General features: G+C 74.6%; 19 protein-coding genes. 14 read left to right on the top strand and 5 right to left on the bottom strand.

Annotated features, from left to right (window positions below):
- Positions 1–205: 205 nt before the first annotated feature.
- The 10 genes from ACYVG5_RS19210 to hpf all read left to right on the top strand — a co-directional run bounded on the left by ACYVG5_RS19210 (position 206) and on the right by hpf (position 12,076).
- Positions 206–1,588 carry a phosphomannomutase/phosphoglucomutase gene (locus ACYVG5_RS19210; protein WP_222050255.1) on the top strand — a complete coding sequence of 461 codons (1,383 nt, stop codon included), beginning with the start codon at positions 206–208 and terminating at the stop codon, positions 1,586–1,588.
- A complete protein-coding gene (locus tag ACYVG5_RS19215) occupies positions 1,585–1,803 on the top strand; it encodes a Trm112 family protein (protein ID WP_246630965.1) in 219 nt (72 codons plus the stop codon). The genes ACYVG5_RS19210 and ACYVG5_RS19215 overlap by 4 nt, the downstream gene beginning before the upstream one ends.
- A complete protein-coding gene (locus ACYVG5_RS19220) occupies positions 1,800–2,945 on the top strand; it encodes an SIS domain-containing protein (protein WP_222050256.1) in 1,146 nt (381 codons plus the stop codon). The genes ACYVG5_RS19215 and ACYVG5_RS19220 overlap by 4 nt, the downstream gene beginning before the upstream one ends.
- Positions 2,946–3,081: 136 nt before the next feature.
- On the top strand, positions 3,082–4,257 hold the full coding sequence (manA, locus tag ACYVG5_RS19225; RefSeq protein ID WP_222050257.1) for a mannose-6-phosphate isomerase, class I: 1,176 nt from the start codon (positions 3,082–3,084) through the stop codon (positions 4,255–4,257).
- 252 nt (positions 4,258–4,509) lie between these two features.
- Positions 4,510–5,994 carry an adenosylhomocysteinase gene (ahcY, locus tag ACYVG5_RS19230; protein ID WP_222050258.1) on the top strand — a complete coding sequence of 495 codons (1,485 nt, stop codon included), beginning with the start codon at positions 4,510–4,512 and terminating at the stop codon, positions 5,992–5,994.
- A gap of 149 nt (positions 5,995–6,143) precedes the next feature.
- Positions 6,144–6,860: an MtrAB system response regulator MtrA gene (gene mtrA / locus ACYVG5_RS19235; protein WP_222050259.1), complete on the top strand. Its 717-nt coding sequence runs from the start codon at positions 6,144–6,146 to the stop codon at positions 6,858–6,860.
- Between the two features lie 69 nt (positions 6,861–6,929).
- Positions 6,930–8,684 (top strand): MtrAB system histidine kinase MtrB, encoded by a 1,755-nt coding sequence (gene mtrB, locus ACYVG5_RS19240; RefSeq protein ID WP_460683450.1) that lies wholly within the window; start codon positions 6,930–6,932, stop codon positions 8,682–8,684.
- A complete protein-coding gene (locus ACYVG5_RS19245; protein WP_222050260.1) occupies positions 8,681–10,393 on the top strand; it encodes an LpqB family beta-propeller domain-containing protein in 1,713 nt (570 codons plus the stop codon). Before mtrB ends, ACYVG5_RS19245 begins: the two co-directional genes overlap by 4 nt.
- A gap of 95 nt (positions 10,394–10,488) precedes the next feature.
- Positions 10,489–11,304, top strand: coding sequence for a ComF family protein (locus tag ACYVG5_RS19250; protein WP_222050261.1), 816 nt, complete (start codon positions 10,489–10,491; stop codon positions 11,302–11,304).
- Positions 11,305–11,395: 91 nt separating this feature from the next.
- On the top strand, positions 11,396–12,076 hold the full coding sequence (hpf, locus tag ACYVG5_RS19255; RefSeq protein WP_222050262.1) for a ribosome hibernation-promoting factor, HPF/YfiA family: 681 nt from the start codon (positions 11,396–11,398) through the stop codon (positions 12,074–12,076).
- A gap of 154 nt (positions 12,077–12,230) precedes the next feature.
- Here hpf and ACYVG5_RS19260 read toward each other — a convergent pair whose 3' ends face one another.
- Together ACYVG5_RS19260 and ACYVG5_RS19265 are read right to left on the bottom strand one after the other, a co-directional pair.
- Positions 12,231–12,809: a GNAT family N-acetyltransferase gene (locus tag ACYVG5_RS19260; RefSeq protein WP_222050263.1), complete on the bottom strand. Its 579-nt coding sequence runs from the start codon at positions 12,807–12,809 to the stop codon at positions 12,231–12,233.
- Between the two features lie 10 nt (positions 12,810–12,819).
- The gene (locus ACYVG5_RS19265; RefSeq protein ID WP_222050264.1) at positions 12,820–13,212 is read right to left on the bottom strand and encodes a TIGR03618 family F420-dependent PPOX class oxidoreductase; all 393 of its coding nucleotides are present in this window, start codon (positions 13,210–13,212) and stop codon (positions 12,820–12,822) included.
- A 122-nt stretch (positions 13,213–13,334) separates the two neighbouring features.
- Here ACYVG5_RS19265 and secA point away from each other — a divergent pair, with 122 nt between their 5' ends.
- Positions 13,335–16,460, top strand: coding sequence for a preprotein translocase subunit SecA (gene secA / locus ACYVG5_RS19270; RefSeq protein WP_222050265.1), 3,126 nt, complete (start codon positions 13,335–13,337; stop codon positions 16,458–16,460).
- Positions 16,461–16,568: 108 nt separating this feature from the next.
- Here the strand turns inward: secA and ACYVG5_RS19275 are convergent, their stop codons facing one another.
- Positions 16,569–17,174, bottom strand: coding sequence for an Rv3235 family protein (locus ACYVG5_RS19275; RefSeq protein WP_222050266.1), 606 nt, complete (start codon positions 17,172–17,174; stop codon positions 16,569–16,571).
- Entirely contained in the window at positions 17,171–17,914 is a 744-nt protein-coding gene (locus ACYVG5_RS19280) for a LysM peptidoglycan-binding domain-containing protein (RefSeq protein ID WP_222050267.1), read from the bottom strand. The genes ACYVG5_RS19275 and ACYVG5_RS19280 overlap by 4 nt, the downstream gene beginning before the upstream one ends.
- A gap of 90 nt (positions 17,915–18,004) precedes the next feature.
- Here ACYVG5_RS19280 and ACYVG5_RS19285 point away from each other — a divergent pair, with 90 nt between their 5' ends.
- The gene (locus ACYVG5_RS19285) at positions 18,005–18,574 is read left to right on the top strand and encodes a hypothetical protein (protein ID WP_222050268.1); all 570 of its coding nucleotides are present in this window, start codon (positions 18,005–18,007) and stop codon (positions 18,572–18,574) included.
- A gap of 40 nt (positions 18,575–18,614) precedes the next feature.
- Here the strand turns inward: ACYVG5_RS19285 and ACYVG5_RS19290 are convergent, their stop codons facing one another.
- Positions 18,615–18,899, bottom strand: coding sequence for a helix-turn-helix domain-containing protein (locus ACYVG5_RS19290; RefSeq protein WP_222050269.1), 285 nt, complete (start codon positions 18,897–18,899; stop codon positions 18,615–18,617).
- A 190-nt stretch (positions 18,900–19,089) separates the two neighbouring features.
- On the opposite strand from ACYVG5_RS19290, the gene ACYVG5_RS19295 reads away from it, so the two are divergent.
- Both ACYVG5_RS19295 and ACYVG5_RS19300 read left to right on the top strand, forming a co-directional pair.
- The gene (locus ACYVG5_RS19295; RefSeq protein ID WP_222050270.1) at positions 19,090–19,905 is read left to right on the top strand and encodes an SAF domain-containing protein; all 816 of its coding nucleotides are present in this window, start codon (positions 19,090–19,092) and stop codon (positions 19,903–19,905) included.
- On the top strand, positions 19,905–21,182 hold the full coding sequence (locus ACYVG5_RS19300; protein WP_222050271.1) for an AAA family ATPase: 1,278 nt from the start codon (positions 19,905–19,907) through the stop codon (positions 21,180–21,182). The genes ACYVG5_RS19295 and ACYVG5_RS19300 overlap by 1 nt, the downstream gene beginning before the upstream one ends.
- The last annotated feature ends 20 nt before the right edge of the window (positions 21,183–21,202 follow it).

Below are 21,202 nucleotides of genomic sequence, written 5' to 3' on the forward strand. Positions count from 1 at the left end.
GGCGAACCGTCACACCCCGATGTCATCCTCACGCCCACGCGGGCTCAGAACCCCGACGATCATGAACCCCGACAAGATCACGAAAGATCAAGGCTAGCCCGCCGGACCCCAGCCCGCCGGAGCCGCGCCGCTCGGGCGGCGCCACTAGGGTCGACCCGGCCGCCGGTCGCACCGGCCGCGGCGGGGCGAGTGCGAGGGTGAGCTGTTGTCCGACCTGTCGTCGATCATCAAGGCCTACGACGTGCGGGGCGTCGTCCCGGACCAGTGGGACGAGGGCGTGGCCCGTGCCATCGGCGCCGCCTTCGCCGAGTTCGTCCACCTGGAGTCCGGCGCGACGGCGGTGGTGACCGCCCACGACATGCGCGACACCTCGGTGCCGTTGTCCCGGGCCTTCGCCGAGGGCGTCCTGGAGCGGGGCCTCGACGTCGTGGAGGCCGGCCTGGGCTCCACCGACATGCTGTACTTCGCCGCCGGCTCGCTGGACCTGCCCGGCGCGATGTTCACCGCCAGCCACAACCCGGCCCGGTACAACGGCATCAAGCTCTGCCGGGCCGGCGCCGCGCCCATCGGCCAGGAGTCCGGGCTGGTGCGGATCCGCGAGTGGGCCGAGCAGCTGACCGACGAGCAGGGCAGCCGGCTCGAACGTGTGCCGGAGCGGGTGGGGTCGGTCACCGGCCGCGACGTGATCGACGAGTACGCCACCCACCTGCGCGGGCTGGTGGACCTGTCCGGCCTCCGGCCGCTGCGGGTGGTCGTCGACGCGGGGAACGGCATGGGTGGGCACACGGTCCCGGTGGTGCTGGCCGGGCTGCCGCTGATCGTCGTCCCGATGTACTTCGAGCTCGACGGCTCGTTCCCGAACCACGAGGCCAACCCGCTGGACCCGGCCAACCTGGTCGACCTGCAGGCCGCCGTGATCGAGCACGGCGCCGACATCGGGCTGGCCTTCGACGGCGATGCGGACCGGGTCTTTATCGTCGACGAGCGCGGCGAGGCGGTCAGCCCCTCGGCGATCACCGCGCTCGTGGCGGTGCGCGAGCTGGCCAAGGGAGCCGGGACGACGATCATCCACAACCTGATCACCTCGCGGGCGGTGCCCGAGATCGTCCGCGAGCACGGCGGGAACCCGGTCCGCACCCGGGTCGGGCACTCCTTCATCAAGGAGGAGATGGCCCGGACCGACGCGGTCTTCGGCGGTGAGCACTCGGCGCACTACTACTTCCGCGACTTCTGGCGTGCCGACACCGGGATGCTCGCCGCGATGCACGTGCTCGCGGCGCTGGGCGAGCAGTCCCGCCCGCTCTCGGAGCTCACCGCCGCCTACAGCCGGTACGCCGCCTCCGGGGAGATCAACTCCACGGTCGCCGACGCCGCCGGCCGGATCGCCGCGGTGCGCGAGACCTGGGGCTCCCGCGAGGGCGTCACTCTCGACGAGCTGGACGGGCTGACCGTCCAGCTGCCCGACGGTGCCTGGTTCAACCTGCGGGCCAGCAACACCGAGCCGCTGCTGCGGCTGAACGTGGAGGCGCCGGACACGGCGCGGATGCGCGACGTGCGCGACGAGGTCCTGGAGGTGGTGCGGTCATGAACGAGCGGGACCCGAACGGCGGTGCGGGAGAGGCGACCCTGGGCATCGACCCGGCGTTGCTGGCCGTCCTGGCCTGCCCCGACACCCACCACAGCCCGCTCACCGTCGACGTGGCGGCCGCCGAGCTGGTCTGCGGCACCTGCTCCCGGGCGTTCCCGGTGCGCGACGGCATCCCGGTGCTGCTGCTGGACGAGGCGCGGCGGCGCACCGCATGAGCTCCGCGGAGCTCGCCGAGGAGGTCTTCGACGACCTGGACCTGCTGCGCTCGCGCGATCCACGGGGTCTGTTGCCGGCCGTCGCCGGCGCCGGGGCGCAGGTCCGCGAGACCGCCCGGTTGACCGGCGAGGTGGGCCTCGAGCGGGTCACCGCCGGAGGTCGCCCGCGGGGCCTGGTCATCGTCGCCCGCCGGGAGGGCGCGGTGGCCGCCATGGTGCTCCGGGCGCTGCTCGGCCCGGCCAGCCCGGTCACCGTCGACGTCGTCCCGGGCCCGGCGCTGCCGGTGTGGATGGGTGCCAGCGACGTCGCCGTCGTCGCCACCCGGACCGGAGCGGGCCGCTACGCGGTCGCCCCGGCGTACGAGGCCGCCCGCCGGGGCGTGGCCGTGGTGGGCATCGGTGCCGAGGACGCGCCGCTGCACGCCGCTTGTGCCCGTGCCCGCGCGCCCTACGTCGCGCTGCCGGCCTCCCGGGTGCGGCACACCACGCTGTGGTCGCTGCTCACCCCGATGCTGCTGCTGGCCGACCAGCTCGGGTTGCTGCCCGAGGGGGTTGCGGACACCGAGGTGGTGGCCGCGGCGCTGGACGAGATCGCCGCGGAGTGCGGGCCGGCCAGGGAGTCCTTCGTCAACCCGGCGAAGACCCTCGCCCTCGAGCTCCTCGACGCGCTACCGGTGATCGTCGCCGAGGGCCCGCTGGCCGGCGCGGCCGCCGGGCGGGTGGGCGACCAGCTGGCCACCCTCGCCGGCCTGCCCGTCACCGGCTTCCGGCTGCCCGACCAGCGGGTGGCCGCCCGCGCCGTGCTGGCCGGCCCGCTGGCGCCCGAGGGCGGCCAGGACGACTTCTTCCGCGACCGGGCGGACGACGCCGGCCGGCGGCTGCGGCTGCTGACCATCCGGGACGCCGACGCCGGCGACTCCGACGGTGCCTCCGAGCGGAAGCCGCGCTCGGCGGCCGAGGCAATGCAGGAGGTCCTCCGCACCGCCGCCGACTCCAACGTCCCGGTCAGCCGGCTGGCCGAGCACGGCGAGCCCGACCGGCACCCGCGGCTGTGCCAGCTGGCCCGGCAGCTCGCGGTCGCCGACTTCACCGCCGTCTACCTGGCCCTGGCCCTGGACCACGAGCGCTCCCGCCCGTCCTGACCCGGCGCGCCGCTGCGGGTAGGCCCCGCCCGGTACAGCGGGCGGGGGCACCCCCGCCGGGTGAGGCCGGCTGTGGTGCAGCTCGCCGCCGGTCGACGTGTACCGGGTGACCGGTACAGCCGTAGCCTCTCGGGTGATGTGGCAGCTCACCAGCACCGTGCGGCACTACCCGTGGGGCAGCCGGACGGTCATCCCCGAGCTGCTGGGGCTGGACTCGCCCGCCGCTGAGCCCTACGCGGAGCTCTGGATGGGCGCCCACCCCGACGCCCCGAGCCGGATGGCCGACGGCACCCCGTTGGACGCGGCCATCGCGGCCGCGCCCGACGAACTGCTCGGGCCGGTGGTGAGCGCGCGGTTCGGTCCCCGGCTGCCCTTCCTCATGAAGGTGCTCGCCGCGGACCGGCCGCTGTCGCTGCAGGCGCACCCCACCCGCGAGCAGGCCGAGACGGGGTTCGCTGCCGAGGAGGCCGCCGGCGTTCCGAAGGACGACCCGACCCGCACCTTCAAGGACCCGTTCCACAAGCCGGAGATCCTGCTGGCGATCACCCCGGTCGAGGCACTGTGCGGGTTCCGGCCGGTCGAGGAGTCGCTGCACTGCCTGGCCAAGCTGCAACTGCCCGAGCTGATGCCCACCATCGCCGCGCTGGCCCGGGGCGGGCTGCGGACGGCGATCCCGCAGTTGCTCGCGCTGTCCACGAAGCGGCGCGAGTCACTGGTGAGCGCCGTCGCCGAGCGGGCCGCCAGCTTCGTCGCCGCGCACGACCCGGAGTTCATCAACACCTACCGCTGGGCCGCGCAGCTGGCCGGCACCTACCCGGGTGACCCCGGCGTCGTCATCTCGCTGATGTGTAACCACCTCAAGCTGGCGCCCGGCGAGGCCGTGTTCCTGCCCGCCGGCAACCTGCACGCCTACCTGTGCGGCGCCGGCGTCGAGGTCATGGCCAGCTCCGACAACGTGCTGCGCGGGGGGCTGACCACCAAGCACGTCGATCTCGCCGCGCTCATCGAGGTGGTCGACTTCAGCGACGGCAAGGTGCCCGTGCTGCACCCCGTGCTGGGCCCCGGCGGGCTGCGCTACCCCGTGCCGGTGGAGGATTTCGACCTCACCCGGGTGGAGCTCGGCGTCGATGCCGGGGTGCTGACCACCGCCGGTCCGCAGGTGGTGCTGTGCGCACGGGGCGCCGCCGTGCTGGGCTCCGCCGACGGCGAGCTGGAGCTGACCCGCGGCCAGTCGGCGTTCGTGCCGGCCGGCGCGCCCCTGTCGGCCCGCGGGCCGGCGCTGCTGTACCGGGTGACCACCGCCCTGCGCTGAGAAAGGACCCCGTCCTCCTCACCCCTCGCACGCTCGGGGCGAGCCTCTGGACGGGGTCACTGCCCCCCACCGCTCGCAAGCTCGCGGCGGGACCCTGCAGAAGGGCCGGACGGGGGAGGCGCGCGCGGCGGTACCCTCGATCCCGGTACGAGCCCCGCCGAAGCCTCGGCATGCTCGCTCAACCCCGCACACACCTCCCGCGCCCGCGCGCGCCCCGACCGGGGACGGCGCCCGGCCGGACACTGGAGCGACATGACCGCCACTCCCGGCACCCGCATCCTGACCACCGACGACTACAAGGTCGCCGACCTCTCCCTCGCCGGCTTCGGCCGCAAGGAGATCTCCCTCGCCGAGCACGAGATGCCCGGCCTCATGGCGCTGCGCGCCGAGTACGGCGACGAGCAGCCGCTGGCCGGCGCCCGGATCGCCGGCTCGCTGCACATGACCGTGCAGACCGCCGTCCTCATCGAGACCCTCGTCGCCCTGGGCGCCGACGTCCGCTGGGTGAGCTGCAACATCTTCTCCACCCAGGACCACGCGGCCGCCGCGATCGCCGTCGGCGACGGCACGCCCGAGGAGCCCACCGGCGTCCCGGTCTTCGCCTGGAAGGGCGAGACGCTGCCGGAGTACTGGTGGTGCACCCAGCGGCTGTTCGAGTTCACCGACGACGAGGGCACCGTCATCGGCCCGAACATGCTGCTCGACGACGGCGGTGACGCCACCCTGCTGATCCACCTCGGCACCCGCTTCGAGGCCGAGGGCGCCGTTCCGGACACGACCGACGCCGACTCCGAGGAGTACGGCGTCATCCTCGACGTCCTCCGGCAGAGCCTGACCACCGACCAGCAGCGCTGGACGAAGGTGGGCCAGGCCATCAAGGGCGTCACCGAGGAGACCACCACCGGCGTGCTGCGGCTCTACGACCTCGCCCGCGAGGGCCGGCTGCTCTTCCCGGCGATCAACGTCAACGACTCGGTGACCAAGAGCAAGTTCGACAACCTCTACGGCTGCCGGCACTCGCTCATCGACGGCATCAACCGGGCCACCGACGTCATGATCGGCGGCAAGGTCGCCGTCGTCTGCGGCTTCGGCGACGTCGGCAAGGGCTGCGCCGAGGCCCTCCGCGGCCAGGGCGCCCGGGTGATCGTCACCGAGATCGACCCGATCTGCGCGCTGCAGGCGGCGATGGAGGGATTCCAGGTCACCACCCTGGACGACGTGATCGGGACCGCCGACATCATCGTCACCGCGACCGGCAACAAGGACATCATCTCCGCCGAGCAGCTGGCCGCCACCAAGCACCAGGCGATCATCGGCAACATCGGGCACTTCGACAACGAGATCGACATCGCCGGGCTGGCCCGCACGCCGGGGGTCACCCGGACGACGATCAAGCCGCAGGTGGACGAATGGCGGTTCGCCGACGGCCACACGATCATCGTGCTGTCCGAGGGCCGGCTGCTGAACCTGGGCAATGCCACCGGGCACCCCAGCTTCGTGATGAGCAACTCGTTCTCCAACCAGGTGCTCGCCCAGCTGGAGCTGTGGACCAACCAGGCGGCCTACGACGGCCAGATCCCCGGGGTCACCGTGCTGCCCAAGCACCTGGACGAGAAGGTCGCCCGGCTGCACCTCGGCGCCCTGGGCGTGAAGCTCACCGAGCTCAGCAAGGTGCAGGCGGACTACCTCGGGGTGCCGGTCGAGGGCCCCTACAAGAGCGACCACTACCGCTACTGAGGAAGGACCCCGTCCTCCTCACCCCTCGCAAGCTCGGGGCGAGCCTCTGGACGGGGCCTGACCGTTCCAGCGGGTGCGGCTGGCATTCCGCCCCGCCCGGGGGACTCCACCGGGCGGGGTGGACCGCTTCCCTGCCCGCGTCACGCAGAATGGGTTCCGTGCCACCTTCCGCTCCCCCCGCGGGGACCAGCCGCGGCCGCGTCCTCGTCGTCGACGACGACGCCGCCCTCGCCGAGATGCTGGGCATCGTGCTGCGCCGGGAGGGGTACGAGCCGGCGTTCGTCTCCGACGGTGCCCGCGCCGTCGCCACCTTCCAGCAGCTGCGCCCCGACCTGGTGCTGCTCGACCTGATGCTGCCCGGTCGCAACGGCCTGCAGATCTGCGCGGACATCCGCACCCAGTCGACCGTGCCGATCGTCATGCTCACCGCCAAGGGCGACACCATCGACGTCGTCCAGGGCCTGGAGGCCGGTGCCGACGACTACGTGACCAAGCCGTTCAAGCCGGTCGAGCTGGTCGCGCGGGTGCGCGCCCAGCTGCGCCGCGGCGAGAACGGCCAGGCCGAGAACCTCACGATCGGGGACGTGCAGATCGACGTGCCGGCCCACCAGGTCACCCGCGGCGGCGCGCCGATCCCGCTCACGCCGTTGGAGTTCGACCTGCTGGTGGCGCTGGCCCGCAAGCCCCGGCAGGTGTTCACCCGCGAGCTGCTCCTGGAGCAGGTGTGGGGCTACCGGCACGCCGCCGACACCCGGCTGGTGAACGTGCACGTGCAGCGCCTGCGCGCCAAGGTCGAGCGCGATCCCGAGCGCCCCGAGGTCGTGCTCACCGTCCGCGGCGTCGGCTACAAGGCCGGACCCCCGTGATCGCGGCACCGTCCGCGTGAGCCGGCCGATGTGCACGGTGACCGGCCGGGCCACCGGCCGGTGAGGTCCGTGGCCGGGTCGCCGGTGGCCCGTGCCGGGGACCCCGCGCCCCGGCCGGACGACGTGATCCCGGGTGCGGCGGGCGGTGCCGACGGCGCGGCACCGGATCCCGTGCCGGCGCGGCGACGCACCACGGTGGCCCGGCGGATGAGGTTGCGCCTGCGCCGCCGCGCGCTGCGCGCGCGGCGCACCGGTCGCCGGGTCGTCCGGGCCGGGCTCCGCGCCTGGCGGGCGTCGCTGCAGCTCCGGATCGGTGCCATCGCCGCGGTCGTCGCGGCGGTCGTGGTGGTGATCGTGAGCATGGTGCTCTTCCGGCAGATCAGCGACCAGCTGCTCAGCGTGAAGCGTCAGGCCGCGGTCGACCAGTCCCTGGCCGGGGTGCTCTACGCCCAGTCCGAGGTCAGCGGGATCGCCACCGGCGACGCCGCGAGCGTCCGCTCGGCGCTGGACCGCGCGGTCCAGGGGCTGCGGTCCCGCGGCGGCGCGGCCGGTGACTTCGACGTCGTCATGCTGTACCGGTCCGGTGGCACCGAGCGACCGGCCTGGAGCCGGCCGCTGGTCTACGGCGCCCTGCCCGCCGACCTGCGTGCCCAGGTGGCCGACGGGTCGCAGGCCTACCGGTACGCGATGGTGCCCGACGCCTCCGGAAACCCGGTGCCCACGCTGCTGGTCGGGGCGCCTGTCCCGGCCGACGGGCAGAGCGGTGACCGGGTCGAGGTCTACTTCGCCTTCCCGCTGGAACAGGAGCGGGAGAGCCTGGAGCTCATCCGCAGTACCGTGGTGATCAGCGGGATCGCCCTGGTGCTGTTCGTCGTCGGCATCGGCGTGCTGGTCACCCGGCTGGTGGTCGACCCGGTCCGGCGCGCCGCGGAGAGCGCGCAGCGGCTGGCCGAGGGGCGGTTGGAGGAACGGCTGCTGGTACGCGGCGAGGACGACCTGGCCCGGCTGGCGACCAGCTTCAACGCGATGGCCGACAGCCTCCAGCGGCAGATCACCCAGCTGGAGGCCCTGTCCCAGCTGCAGCAGCGGTTCACCTCCGACGTCTCGCACGAGCTGCGCACCCCGCTGACGACGGTGCAGATGGCCGCCGACGTGCTGCACGACGCCCGCGGCGAGTTCGATCCGGCCGTGGCCCGGTCGGCCGAACTGCTGCACGCCGAGCTGGACCGCTTCGAGCGGCTGCTGTCCGACCTGCTGGAGATCAGCCGCTACGACGCCGGGGCGGCGGTGCTGGCGGCCGAGCCCCAGGACCTCGCCCAGGTCGTCGACCGGGTGGTGGCCGGGATGTCGGCGCTGGCGCAGCGGCGGGGCTGCGAGCTGCGGGTGCGGGTTCCCGCGTCGCCGGTGATCGCCGAGGTCGAGGGACGGCGGGTGGAGCGCGTGCTGCGCAACCTCGTCGGCAACGCCATCGAGCACGGCGCCGGAGAGCCGGTGGAGATCACCCTCGCCGCGTCCCGGACCGCTGCGGCGATGACCGTGCGCGACCACGGCATCGGGCTCAGCTCCGCGGACGCCCAGCACGTCTTCGACCGGTTCTGGCGGGCCGACCCCTCGCGGGTACGCACCGTGGGCGGCAGTGGGCTGGGCCTGTCGATCAGCCTGGAGGACACCCGGCTGCACGGCGGCTGGCTGCAGGTGTGGGGGCTGCCCGGCCAGGGCGCCCAGTTCCGGCTGACCCTGCCGCTCACCGTCGGTGCCGAGCTCACCGGTTCGCCGTTGCCGCTGCGCCCGGTTGGGCTGCGCCGCACCGGAGGGTCGTCGTGAGGCGGGTCCGCGGCGTGCTGGCGGCGCTGCTGGCCGGCGGGCTGCTGGCCGGGTGCAGCACGGTGCCCAGCAACTCCCCGACGGTCCGGATCACCCAGGTGGCGGAGGCCCCTGACGGACCCGTGGGCATCGAGCCGGTGCCGCCGGCCTCCGGGGCGGCGCCGGAGGAGGTCGTCGGCGGCTTCATCGACGCCAGCGCCAGCCTCATCCGCAACCATCCGGTGGCGCGGCAGTTCCTCACCGGGGAGGCCGCGCGCAGCTGGTCCGACAGCGGCGGCGTCACGGTCATCAGCGCCTCCTACTCGGCCGTGTCCACCCAGCAGGGCACGGTGGAGGTCACCGCCGAACTGGTGGGCACCGTGGACAGCCGCGGGGTGTTCGAGGTCGGTGACGGCACGGTCTTCACCCGCTCGTTCACGCTGACCGATGACTCGGGGGAGTGGCGGATCACCGACCCCGAGGACGGACTGCTGCTCCTCCTGCCCGACTTCCAGCGCACCTACGACCAGGTCGACGCCTACTTCCTCGACCCGACCGGCAGCCGGCTGGTGCCCGACCCGCGCTTCCTCGTCACCGGCCAGGCCCAGCCGAACGCGCTCGTCGAGCGGCTGATCGCAGGGCCCTCGTCGGCCATCGCCGCCGGGGTCACCAACCCCCTGGCCGACGCCCGGCTGCGCACCACCGTGGCCAGTGACGGGCAGACCGCGACCGTGGACCTGACCGGCTTGGAGGATGCCTCCGATGCCCGCCTCGCGGCTCTCTCCGGGCAGCTGGTGTGGTCGCTGGAGCAGGTGGGGTTGCGCTCGGTGCGGGTGTTGCGCAACGGCCGGCCCCTCGGCCTGCCCGACGTGCCCCCGCTGCAGAGCGTCGACGACTGGGCCGGGCTGGCCCCCGACGTGTCCCCGGTGGAGGCGGTCGGCCACTACCTGGAGGCCGGCGCCCTGCGGCGGGCCGACGGGCAGCCGGCGCCCGGGCCGGCCGGCGAGGGGGCCTACGGGCTGGCCTCGGCCGCTGTCTCGGCCGACGCCCGCACCGGCGCGCTCGGCCTCACGGCCGGGGTGACGACCGCCGGTGGCACCGCCACGCTGATCGCCGGACCGTACGGCGGCGAGCTGGTCCCGGTGCTCACCGGCGGAAGTTTCACCGAGCCCACCGCGGCGGGCACCCGGCCGGAGATCTGGACGGTGCGGGACGGCTCGGAGGTGATCCGGTTGCCCTCCGGTGGTGCCCCGCAGACGGTGAACGCCCCCACCCTGGCCGGCCTGGGCCGGGCCACGTTGTTCCAGCTGTCGCCCGACGGCGTGCGGGCGGCGGTGGTCGTGGAGACCGTGCAGGGCGGCCGGCTCCTGGTCGGGACCGTGGTCCGCACCGACGACGTCGTCACCGTGCGCGATCTCCGGTCGGTCACGCCGTCGTTGAGCCAGGTGATCGACGTGGCCTGGCGGAGCCCGGGGTCGTTGCTCGTGCTGGCCGGTGATCCGGGGGAGCAGCGCACGGTGCCCTACTCGGTCGGGGTCGACGGCTGGGGGCTCACCACGGTGACCACCGCCGGACTGCCCGGACAGCCGACCGCCATCGCCGCCGCCCCCAGCCGGCAGCCGCTGGCGGCGGCGGACGGCACGGTCTGGCTGCTGGCCGGGGGGAACTGGGTCACGCTGGTGCGCGGCGAGCAGCCGCTGACGGGCACGGCGCCCTTCTACCCGGTCTGACCCGGGGACGACGGCGGTCGTCCCCAGCGCACCCCGCGGTCCCGAGTCCCGCCGGGTGGCCGCGGTGCCGACCCGGCCGGCGGCAGGCTGACGCGGTGCCCACCCGGGGAGACGGACCGCCGGCCGGCTGGCGCGCGCTGACCGACCTGGTGCTGCCGCGCACCTGCGCCGGGTGCGGCGTCCCGGGCTGCGACGTGTGCCCCCGCTGCGGCCGCTGGCTCACCGCCCCGCGGCTGGCCGCGCCGCGCCGGCACCCGCCCGGGCTGCCGCCGACGGTGGCGGCCGGTCCGTACGCGGGGCCGGTCCGGCCGGTCGTGCTGGCGTTCAAGGAGCACGGTCGCGCCGAACTGGCCCGCCCGCTCGGCGCCGCACTGGCACTGGCGGTGACCGTGCTGCTGCGGGCCGGCCCCGACCTGCTTCCGGGGAGCGGCCCGGTGCTGCTCGTACCGGTGCCCAGCTCGGCGGCGGCCGTGCAGCGGCGTGGTCGGGACCATGTGCGGGAGCTGGCCGGGTGCGCGGCGGCCGAGCTGCGCGCGGCCGGGGTGCCCGCCCGGCCGCTCCCGGTGCTGCGGCGTGCCCGCGGCACGCGCGACTCCGCCGGGCTGGACGCCCGGGAGCGGCGGCGCAACCTCGCCGGGCGGTTCCGGGGCCGGCCGCCGCCCGGAGGGGCGCTCCCGCGCGGCATCCTCGTGCTGGTGGACGACGTCGTGACCAGCGGCGCGACGCTCACCGAAGCGGCGCGGGCGCTGGCCGCACTCCTGGCCGCGGGCTTGCCGGCGGGTGGTCCGCCGGGCGCCGGTCGGCAGCTCGGGAACGCACCCGTGGTGGCCGCGGTCGTCGCGGCGACCCCGCGCCGACCGTTGCAGCCGGCCCACCGGGACCGACCAGCAACCTTCACGGTCCGCAGTTGAGCTGGTGCCGGTCGGTCACGGCTCTGACTGTCGGGGTAACGATTTGGGGGCTAGCGTCGGTGGATCACAGCCCGCTCAACCGGGAGGTCCCATGGAGATCGTGGTCCGTGGTCGTAACGTCGAGGTTCCGGAGCACTTCCGGCAACACGTCGAGGACAAGGTCGGACAGCTCGAGCGGTTCGACGGGAAGTTGATCCGCATCGACGTCGAACTGCTGCACGAGAAGAATCCACGCCAGTCCGATCACTGCCAGCGGGTGGAGATCACCCTGCGGGGCAAGGGCCCGGTGGCGCGCGCCGAGGCCTGCGCCCCGGACTTTTACGCGGCGCTGGAACTGGCCGCGAACAAGCTGGAGAACCGGCTCCGGCGGGCCAACGACCGCCGGCGGGTGCACCACGGCCGGCGGACCCCGGCCAGCGTGCGGCTCGACGCGGTGCCGCTGGATGCCACCACGCCCGCGGTGGAGGCCGTCGAACGCGACCGGGCGCTCGCCGACGGACCCCACGTCACCGACCTCGACGAGCACCTGCCCGGGCAGATCGTCCGCGAGAAGGTGCACCCGGCGATCCCGATGACCGTCGACCAGGCCCTGCACGAGATGGAGCTGGTCGGCCACGACTTCTTCCTGTTCGCCTGCGCAGACACCGGCCAGCCGTCGGTCGTCTACCGGCGGCACGCCTACGACTACGGCCTGATCCGACTGGCCGCCCCGATCACCAGCGCCAACGGCGCCGCCGCGCCGAGCAGTGAGCGCCAGCCGGCGACCGTCTGACGACAGCCCGTTCGGCGGGCCGCCTCCCCGGCCGGGGAGGCGGCCCGTCGCCGTCCGGCGCTGCGGTCACCCAGGTGGAGCCACCTGCCCGACCGGTGAGCCGCGTCGCGACCCGGCCCACCGATCGGTCCGGCGGCCTCACCTCGGGTCCGGGTCAGTCGCCGGGCAGCCGGGAGAACAGCAGGGCGTCGGCCCAGCTGCCGTCGCGGCGCTGCAGGGCGGCCCGAACCCGGCCCTCCTCGGTGAACCCCGCCCTGCGTGCCACGGCAGCCGAGGCGGTGTTGTCGACGTCGACGAACGCGTGCACCCGGGCGGCGCCCAGCCTCAGCGCCCAGGCGGCCAGCGCGTGCGCAGCCTCGGCGGCGTAGCCGCGCCGGCGGGCCTGCGGCGCCGTCCACCACCCGATCTCCGGCCCCAGCCGGCCGGGGCGCAGGTGCACCCCCGCCGAGCCGACCAGCTGCCCGGCGGCCTCGATCGCGACCGGCATCCCCAGCCCGTCGGCACGCTCACCCGGTGCCAGCCGGGTCACCCAGTCCGCGGCGTCCGCACGGGTGTAGGGCGACGGCAGCGCCGGGAGCCAGATCAGCGTCTCCCGGTCCTGGCAGGCGGCGAACACCGCGTCGGCGTCTCCGGCCCGGTGGGGGCGCAGCGCCAGGCGCTCGGTGCGCACGGTTTCGGTGCGCAGGTCGACGGTGGACAGGTCCGGTTCGGCGGACAGAGGTGGCTGGCTCACCGCGCCATCGTCAGGCGTTGCCGAGCACCCGGTCGACCGATATCTCGATCACCACGCGCGCCGGGTTCTCCCGCGGCGTGCGGTAGCGGCGGGCGTAGCGCGCCTCGGCGTCGGCCACGGCGGCGGCGTCGTCCCGGACCGCTGCCAGACCCTCCAGGGTCAGCCAGCGGCGCCCGTCGACCTGGCACACCGCGACCCGCTGCTGCCCGGCGCGCACGTGGCGGGCCTTCTGCGAGCCGCCCGAGGTGATCACCCGGGCCGTACGGGTGGCCGGGTCGTAGGTCACCCCGACCGGGACGACGTGCGGGCTGCCGTCGGCGCGCAGCGTGGTCAGCGTGGCGAGGTGCCGTTCCTCGAGGAAGGTGAGCGCACCCGCGCCGAGGTCGGTCGGGTCCCTGGACACCCCGCGCACGCTACGGCCACCCTTCTCGCGCCCACCCTGCCCGCGCCCACCCCGCCGCCCCGCGCCGCACCGGTCCGGTCGGGTGAGCACCCTTGCCCGCTGGTCCGCCTACGCTGGGGGACGTGGTGTTCAACAAGATCCTGCGTGCCGGCGAGGGAAAGATCGTCCGACGGCTGACGAAGATCGCCGACGCGGTCGAGTCCCACGAGTCCGACGTCGCCGATCTGACCGACGCCGAGCTGCGCGCGAAGACCGACGAGTTCAGGGAGCGGTACGGCGACGGGGAGTCGCTGGACCGGCTGCTCCCCGAGGCGTTCGCCGTCGTTCGCGAGGCGGCCAGCCGCACACTCGGCCAGCGGCACTACCGGGTGCAGCTGATGGGCGGGGCCGCGCTGCACCTGGGCAACATCGCCGAGATGAAGACCGGTGAGGGCAAGACCCTGACCGGGGTGCTGCCGGCCTACCTCAACGCGCTGTCCGGCGACGGCGTGCACGTGGTCACCACCAACGACTACCTGGCCCAGCGCGACGCGGAGTGGATGGGGCGGGTACACCGCTTCCTGGGGCTGTCGGTGGGCACCATCCTGTCCGGGCAGAAGCCGGCCGAGCGGCGCGAGCAGTACGCGTGCGACATCACCCACGGCACGAACAACGAGTTCGGCTTCGACTACCTGCGCGACAACATGGCCTGGAGCAAGGGCGACCTCGTCCAGCGCGGGCACGCCTACGCGATCGTCGACGAGGTCGACTCGATCCTCATCGACGAGGCCCGCACGCCGCTGATCATCAGCGGCCCGGCCGAGACCAGCGCCCGCTGGTACGGGGAGTTCGCCCGCATCGCCCCGCTGCTCAAGCGCGACCGGCACTACGAGGTCGAGGAGTCCAAGCGGACGGTGGCGATCACCGAGGAGGGCGTCGAGTTCGTCGAGGACCAGCTCGGCATCGACAACCTCTACGAGGCGGTCAACACCCCGCTGATCGGCTACCTGAACAACGCGCTGAAGGCCAAGGAGCTCTTCCACAAGGACCAGCAGTACATCGTCAGCAACGGCGAGGTGCTCATCGTCGACGAGTTCACCGGCCGCGTGCTGTCCGGACGGCGATACAACGAGGGCATGCACCAGGCCATCGAGGCCAAGGAGAAGGTGCAGATCAAGGACGAGAACCAGACCCTCGCCACGATCACGCTGCAGAACTACTTCCGGCTCTACGAGAAGCTCGCGGGGATGACCGGCACGGCCCAGACCGAGGCCGCCGAGCTCTCCCAGACCTACTCCCTCGGCGTCGTCCCCATCCCGACCAACCGGCCGATGGTCCGCGAGGACGGCGCCGACGTCATCTACAAGACGGAGAAGGCGAAGTTCGACGCCGTCGTCGACGACATCGCCGAGCGGCACCAGGCCGGCCAGCCGGTGCTGGTGGGCACCGCGAGCGTCGAGAAGTCGGAGCTGCTGTCGAAGTTCCTGGTCCGCAAGGGCATCAAGCACGAGGTGCTCAACGCCAAGAACCACGCCCGGGAGGCGGCGATCATCGCCGAGGCCGGGCGGCTGGGCGGGGTCGTGGTGGCCACCAACATGGCCGGCCGCGGTACCGACATCCAGCTCGGCGGGAACCCCGACTTCCTCGCCGACGAGGCGCTGCGTGCCCGTGGTCTGTCGCCGGCGGAGACGCCGGAGGAGTACGAGGCCGCCTGGGACGACGCGCTGGCGAAGGCCAAGGAGCAGGTCGCGGCCGAGCACGAGCAGGTCACCCAGGCAGGTGGTCTCTACGTGCTGGGCACCGAGCGGCACGAGAGCCGCCGGATCGACAACCAGCTACGGGGCCGCTCCGGCCGCCAGGGCGACCCGGGGGAGTCCCGGTTCTACCTGTCGCTGGGTGATGACCTGATGCGGCGCTTCAACGGCCCGATGCTCGAGTCGATGATGAACACCCTGCGGGTGCCGGAGGACCAGCCGATCGAGTCCAAGATGGTCAGCCGGGCGATCCGGTCGGCGCAGACCCAGGTCGAGCAGCAGAACTTCGAGATCCGCAAGGACGTCCTCAAGTACGACGAGGTGCTCAACCGGCAGCGCACCGTCATCTACGACGAGCGACGCAAGGTGCTGGACGGTCAGGACCTGCACGTCCAGGTGCAGAGCATGGTCGACGACGTCGTGGGCGCCTACGTCGACGGCGCCACCGAGACCGGCTACGCCGAGGACTGGGACCTGGAGAAGCTCTGGACCGGGCTCAAGTCGCTCTACCCGGTGGGCCTGGACCGCGACGAGCTGCTCGGGCGCGTCGCCGACGGCGACCAGGCCGCGCTGACCGCCGACGTGCTGAGGTCCGAGCTGCTCGACGACGTGCACGCCGCCTACGCCGCCCGCGAGGAGGCGCTGGGCTCGGAGGTCATGCGCGAGCTGGAGCGGCGGGTGCTGCTGTCGGTGCTGGACCGCAAGTGGCGCGAGCACCTCTACGAGATGGACTACCTGCGGGCCGGCATCCACCTGCGCGCGATGGCCAACCGCGACCCGGTGGTGGAGTACCAGCGCGAGGGCTACGACATGTTCAACGCGATGCTCGACGGCATCAAGGAAGAGTCGGTCGGCTTCCTGTTCAACCTGGAGGTCAAGACCGCCGAGCAGCAGGCGGCCGAGGCGGCGGAGAAGCAGGCCAAGACCGAGGCCGAGGCGCTGGCCGCCGCGCAGGCCGGCACCGAGCGGGTGCTGGCCCGCCAGCGGGCCGCGGCTGCTGCGGCGGCGGCCCAGGCCCAGGCGGCTGCCGCGGCATCGCCGGCGCCCACGACCTCGGTGGACGACGAGGCCGAGCCCGTGCCGTCCACACCGTCGGGCTCGGCGCCCACCGCACCGACGCCCACTGCACCGACGCCCACCGCGCCGACGCCCACTGCGCCGACGCCCACTGCGCCGGCGGCTGCTGAGCCCGCGCCGGCTGCGGCGCAGGCCGGGACCGCCCGGCGGGTGCGCAGGCCGGCCGCGCCCGATCCCGCGGCTACTGCGGACGGGGCGGCCGCGGCGAACGGGTCGGGCACCGGGCCGGAGTTGTCGGTCAAGGGGCTGGAGGCGCCGAAGCGGGAGGCGCTGACCTACAGCGCGCCGAGCCTCGACGCCTCGGCCAAGGACGGCGGCCGGAGCAAGGCCGCGAAGTCGGCGACGGTCACCGGCACCAAGGAGACCCCGCGCAACGCCCCGTGCCCGTGCGGCTCGGGCAAGAAGTACAAGCAGTGCCATGGCGGCGCCGGCAGCTGACGGCGACTGCCGGAAAGGTCCGGTCACCCCGCACCGCTCCCAGGCTCGCGGCGGGCACCTGCAACGGGCCTGACCCGCGCGCGCTCGGGCGGGCTCGCGCTCGGGTGGTCAGCCGACCTGCAGCGCGGTGCACCGCCAGCGCCCGTCGATGCCCTCGAGCCGCGCGGCGACGGCGTGCGCCCGACCGGCCCGCCGCGCCACGGCGCTCACCTCGGCGACGCCGTCGACCGGCTCGCAGGCCCGCACGGAGGTGACCAGCAGCGCCGCCGTGCCGTCGGTGCACCAGCGGGGACGCCGGCCGGAGCTCAGCGCGGCGAACAGGGCCGGGGTCACGACCGGCTGGAGCTGGGTCATCGGGCGCCGGCCGGCGAAGGCCTCGAGGACCAGGGTGACCACCCGGCGACCGGCGGCGGAGGCGTCGGGCAGGTCGGTCCGGCGGGTGAGCGAAGGACCGAAGTCCGGCTCGGATCCGGCCCCTCGCGCCGGGTCGTCCAGCCGCGGGCGCGGGCCGGGTGGCGGTGCCGGCCGCGAGGGGCGACCGGGCCGGACCAGGGCCACCGGCACCCGCGGGTCCTGTACCGGCGGACCGGGGGACCGGACCACGACCAGGTGCAGCGGCCGCAGCGGGTTGGTGACGGCGGCCGGGGTGCCCACCGGCGGCGGCGCGGCCGGGCCGCCGGCGACCGGCGCGGCCGGGGAGGGGAGTGCGCTCACGGCGAGCTCCTGTCGGGGATCGGACGGTCGGGTGGGGAGAGGACCTGCCCGGGTAGCAGCAGGTCGGGATCCGTGCCGATGACGGCCGCATTGGCCTGCCACCACGCCTGGACGGCCGCGAGGATCGCGGCGTCGTCGACCGCGGCGTCGGGGGTCGGCGACCGGCCGGCGGCCAGCCAGTCGGCCGCGATGTCCCACAGGCAGTCCCCGCGCAGCACGACCCGGTCGGTCGCCGACGGGAAGCCCTCCGGCGGTGGCTCGACCGGCGCCTGCGGCCAGTCCGGTGGAGCGCCCCCCACCTGCTCGACGAACGCACCCGTGAGGCCGTCGACCGGGCGGTCGGCCGCCGCCGTCGCGAGTGCCACGTCCTGCGGCAGGGCAGGGGCGGTGACCAGTGCTGCGGCACCGGTGCTGAGCGTCAACCCGAGGGCGACGGCGGCCAGCCGCCGGGCACCTGCGGGCAGCAGCGCGACCAGCGCCAGGTCCGCCGCGCGGCCGGCCGCGCCGGGGAGCGTCGAGGCGAGGGTGAGCAGCAGGCCCAGCACGCCCCAGCCCCAGCACAGCCAGCCGGCCGCCGCGGCCACCGGCACCAGGAGCGCGTCGGGGCCTGCGGTGTCGACCAGGTGCTGGGGGGCGGTGACCGCCCGTCGGACCTGGCTCGCGTCCGGACCCAGGACGACGAGCGCCCAGGCGGCCGAGGCCATTGCGAGCGCCGTCGCCGTCCACCGGCTCAGTGACATGTCGACCTCCTCTTGGTCGACTGACCAAACACCATGAACGACAGCAAACGCAACCAAACGCAAGTATCTGTGGACGGCTAACCTGTCGACGTGCGCTGGGAGCAGCTGTTCGCCGATCTGGAGGCGCAGTTCGCTGCCCACTCCCCGGACGACGAGGAGCTGGAGGCGGCGTCCCGTTTCCGGGCCGAGTACGGCCGCCTGCTCCTGACCGATCGACTGCGCGGCGCCCGGGGATGGCCGGTCACGCTGACCTGCCGGGGTGCGGGCGAGCTCGGCGGCCGGCTGGTCGATGTGGGCACCGACTGGCTGCTGCTCACCGACGCGACGGGGCGCGAACTGCTGGTCGCGACCGCGGCGGTGCGGTCCGTCGGGGGGCTCGGGGCGGCCACCGCGCCGCCCGCCGAGGTCGGGCCGGTGGCCCGCCGGTTGGACCTCCGCCGGGCCCTGCGTGGCCTGGCCCGCGACCGCGCAGCGGTCCAGTGCCTCCTCGACGACGGCAGCGTCCTGGCCGGGACGGTCGACCGGGTGGGGGCGGACTTCCTGGAGCTCGCCGAGCACCCGCTGGACCTGCCACGGCGCAGGGATGCGGTCACCGGGGTGCGCGCGGTCGTCCTGGACGCGGTGGCCGCCGTGCGCACCGCCCGCCCGGTGGGGAACTGACCTCGGGCGACCGGCCCGGCCAGGTCAGGTCAGTGGACGGTCAGTGGGGCGTCTCGACCGCGGCGTCGTCGGCCGAGCGCTCGCCGGTGGTCGGTCCGCCGGCGGCCGGGTCGTCGGTCAACGCGCCGGCGGTGCCGGCCCGCGCCTCGGCGTACTTCTGCTGGATGAAGCGCTCGAGCTCGTCCTTCTCCACCCGCCACTGCCCGCGACCGCCGATCTGGATGGCGATGAGCTCCTTGCGGCGGACCATCGCGTAGGCCTGGGACCACGAGACGTTGAGGATCTCGGCCACGTCGTCGAGCGTCAGGAACCGCTGGGTCGCCATCAGGTGTCCGTCTCCTGTCGAAGGTCCCCGCCAGTGTGTCAGCCGGCCTCGGCCGGCTGGTCGCTCCACCCGAAGGTGTGGACAACCGGTGCGCGTGCGTCCGGAACTCGGTCATGATCTGCCTCCGCGCCCGGGGTTTCCGGTGCCGCCGATCTCGTCGGCGGGTGCGCCGGTGGATGGGAGCGGATGGATGACCGTGTCGAAGGCTGCACCGCCCGGTGCCGGCCGCGTGCCCGGCGACGCCCAGCCGGCGCCGGCCGGTCCCCGGCCACGGCGCGTAGGCCCTCCACGGTGGCTGGACCTGCGGCTGGTACTGGGTGTGCTGCTCGTCCTCGGCTCGGTGCTCGTCGGGGCACGTGTGCTCACCGCTGCCGACGCCACCGTGCCCGTGTGGGCCGCCGCAGGCGACCTGGCCGAGGGCACGGTGCTCGCGGCCGGGGATCTGGTCGCCGTCCCGGTGCGGCTGGACGACGTCGCCCAGGCATACCTGGCCTCCAGCACCCGGCCCGAGGGGCGTGTGCTCGCCCGCGCCGTCCGGACCGGGGAGCTGCTCCCGCGCTCGGCGCTGGACGAACCGACCGGCCATGTGCAACTGGCCCTTCCGGTGCAGGCCGGCTTCGTGCCGCCGAGCCTGACCCGTGGATCGCTCGTCGACGTCTACGCCCTGGCCGACCCGGTGACCGGCGCGACCGTGGCCGGTGGCGACGTCGACCTCGTCGTGACCGCGGCCCCGGTGCAGGCGGTGTCCGGCCGCGGGGAAGGGGTGCTGTCGACCGCCACCACCACCGTGCAGGTCGTCGTATCGATGCCCGCGCGTGATGCGGCCGGTGTGCTGGCCACCATCGGTGGCCGCGGCCTGGTCGTGGTGGTCCGTGACGACATCGACGGCGGCACGGCCCCGGGAGGTGGCGCCCCCGTCGCGGGCGCTGTCCCCGGATCCGGTGCTGCCGCAGGATCCGGCTCTGCCGCCGGCATCGGCGCCGGGCCCTCGGGGCCGGCCGGCTGATGGCACTGAACGTCTTCACCGCCGTCACCGGTGCCGCCTGGGAGTCGGAGCTGGTCGGTGCCCTGGACCGTGACGACCACGGGGTCACCGTGGTGCGGCGCTGCGTCGACGTCGCCGAGCTGCTGGCCGCGGCAGCCACCGGTACCGGGCAGGCGGCGCTGCTGTCGGCCGAGCTGCGGCGCCTCGACGGCGCTGCGGTCGCGCGGCTGACGGCCGCCGGGGTCGCGGTGGTGGGCCTGGTGGAACCGGGTGACGAGCCGGCCACCGAACGGCTCCGGAAGCTCGGGGTCGGCCGGGTCATCCCGGCGGACTCGTCCCCGGAGCTCATCGCCCGGACGCTCCGGGAAGCGGTGACCGGAGGGCCGCCGGCCGGCCACGACGTCGCCGACCCCCGGACCGCGCTGCCGGCCCTGGGCCTGCCCGCCGAACCGGCCGACGGACCGGCGGGCCGCGGGCGGGTGGTCGCTGTCTGGGGTCCGACCGGCGCCCCCGGGCGGACCACCGTGGCGGTGGGCGTGGCCGACGAGGCCGCCCGGCTGGGTGTCGCCAGCCTGCTGGTGGACGCGGACGTCTACGGGGGTGTGGTGGCCCAGGTGCTGGGGCTGCTCGACGAGTCACCGGGGATCGCGGCGGCGGCCCGGCAGACCGGGGCCGGGACCCTCGACGTCCCCGCGCTCGCCCGGCTCGCCTGGTCGGTGCACCCGCGGCTGCGGGTCCTCACCGGGCTGGCGCGCGCGGACCGGTGGCCGGAACTGCGGCCGGGCGCGGTGGCCGCGGTGCTGGAGGAGGCCCGCCGGCTCGCCGCCCTGACGGTGGTGGACTGCTCGTTCAACCTGGAGGAGGACGAGGAGCTGTCCTTCGACACCGCCGCTCCCCGGCGCAACGGCGCCACGTTGACCGTCCTCGAGGCGGCCGACGACGTGCTGTGCGTGAGCGGTGCGGACCCGGTCGCCCTCCAGCGGGCCGTGCGTGCGCTGGCCGAGCTGCGCGAGGTGCTGCCCGACGTCCAGCCGCGCCTGGTGGTCAACCAGCTGCGCCGGGGACCGGTGCCCGGCGACCCCCGTGCGGAGATCGCCGCGGCCTTCGAGCGCTTCGCCGGACAGCAGGTCGATACGTTCCTCCCGGCCGACCGGCGGGCGACCGACACGGCCCTCGCCGCCGGGCGCAGCCTCGCCGAGGTGGCGCCGGGATCGGCGCTCCGCATCGCGCTGCGCAGCCTGGCCGCCGAGCTGGCCGATGTGCCGGAGCCCGCCCGGCGTCGCCGCGGGCGACGGTGACCCGACCGACCGACCGACCG

This window comes from Modestobacter lapidis (assembly GCF_054780755.1).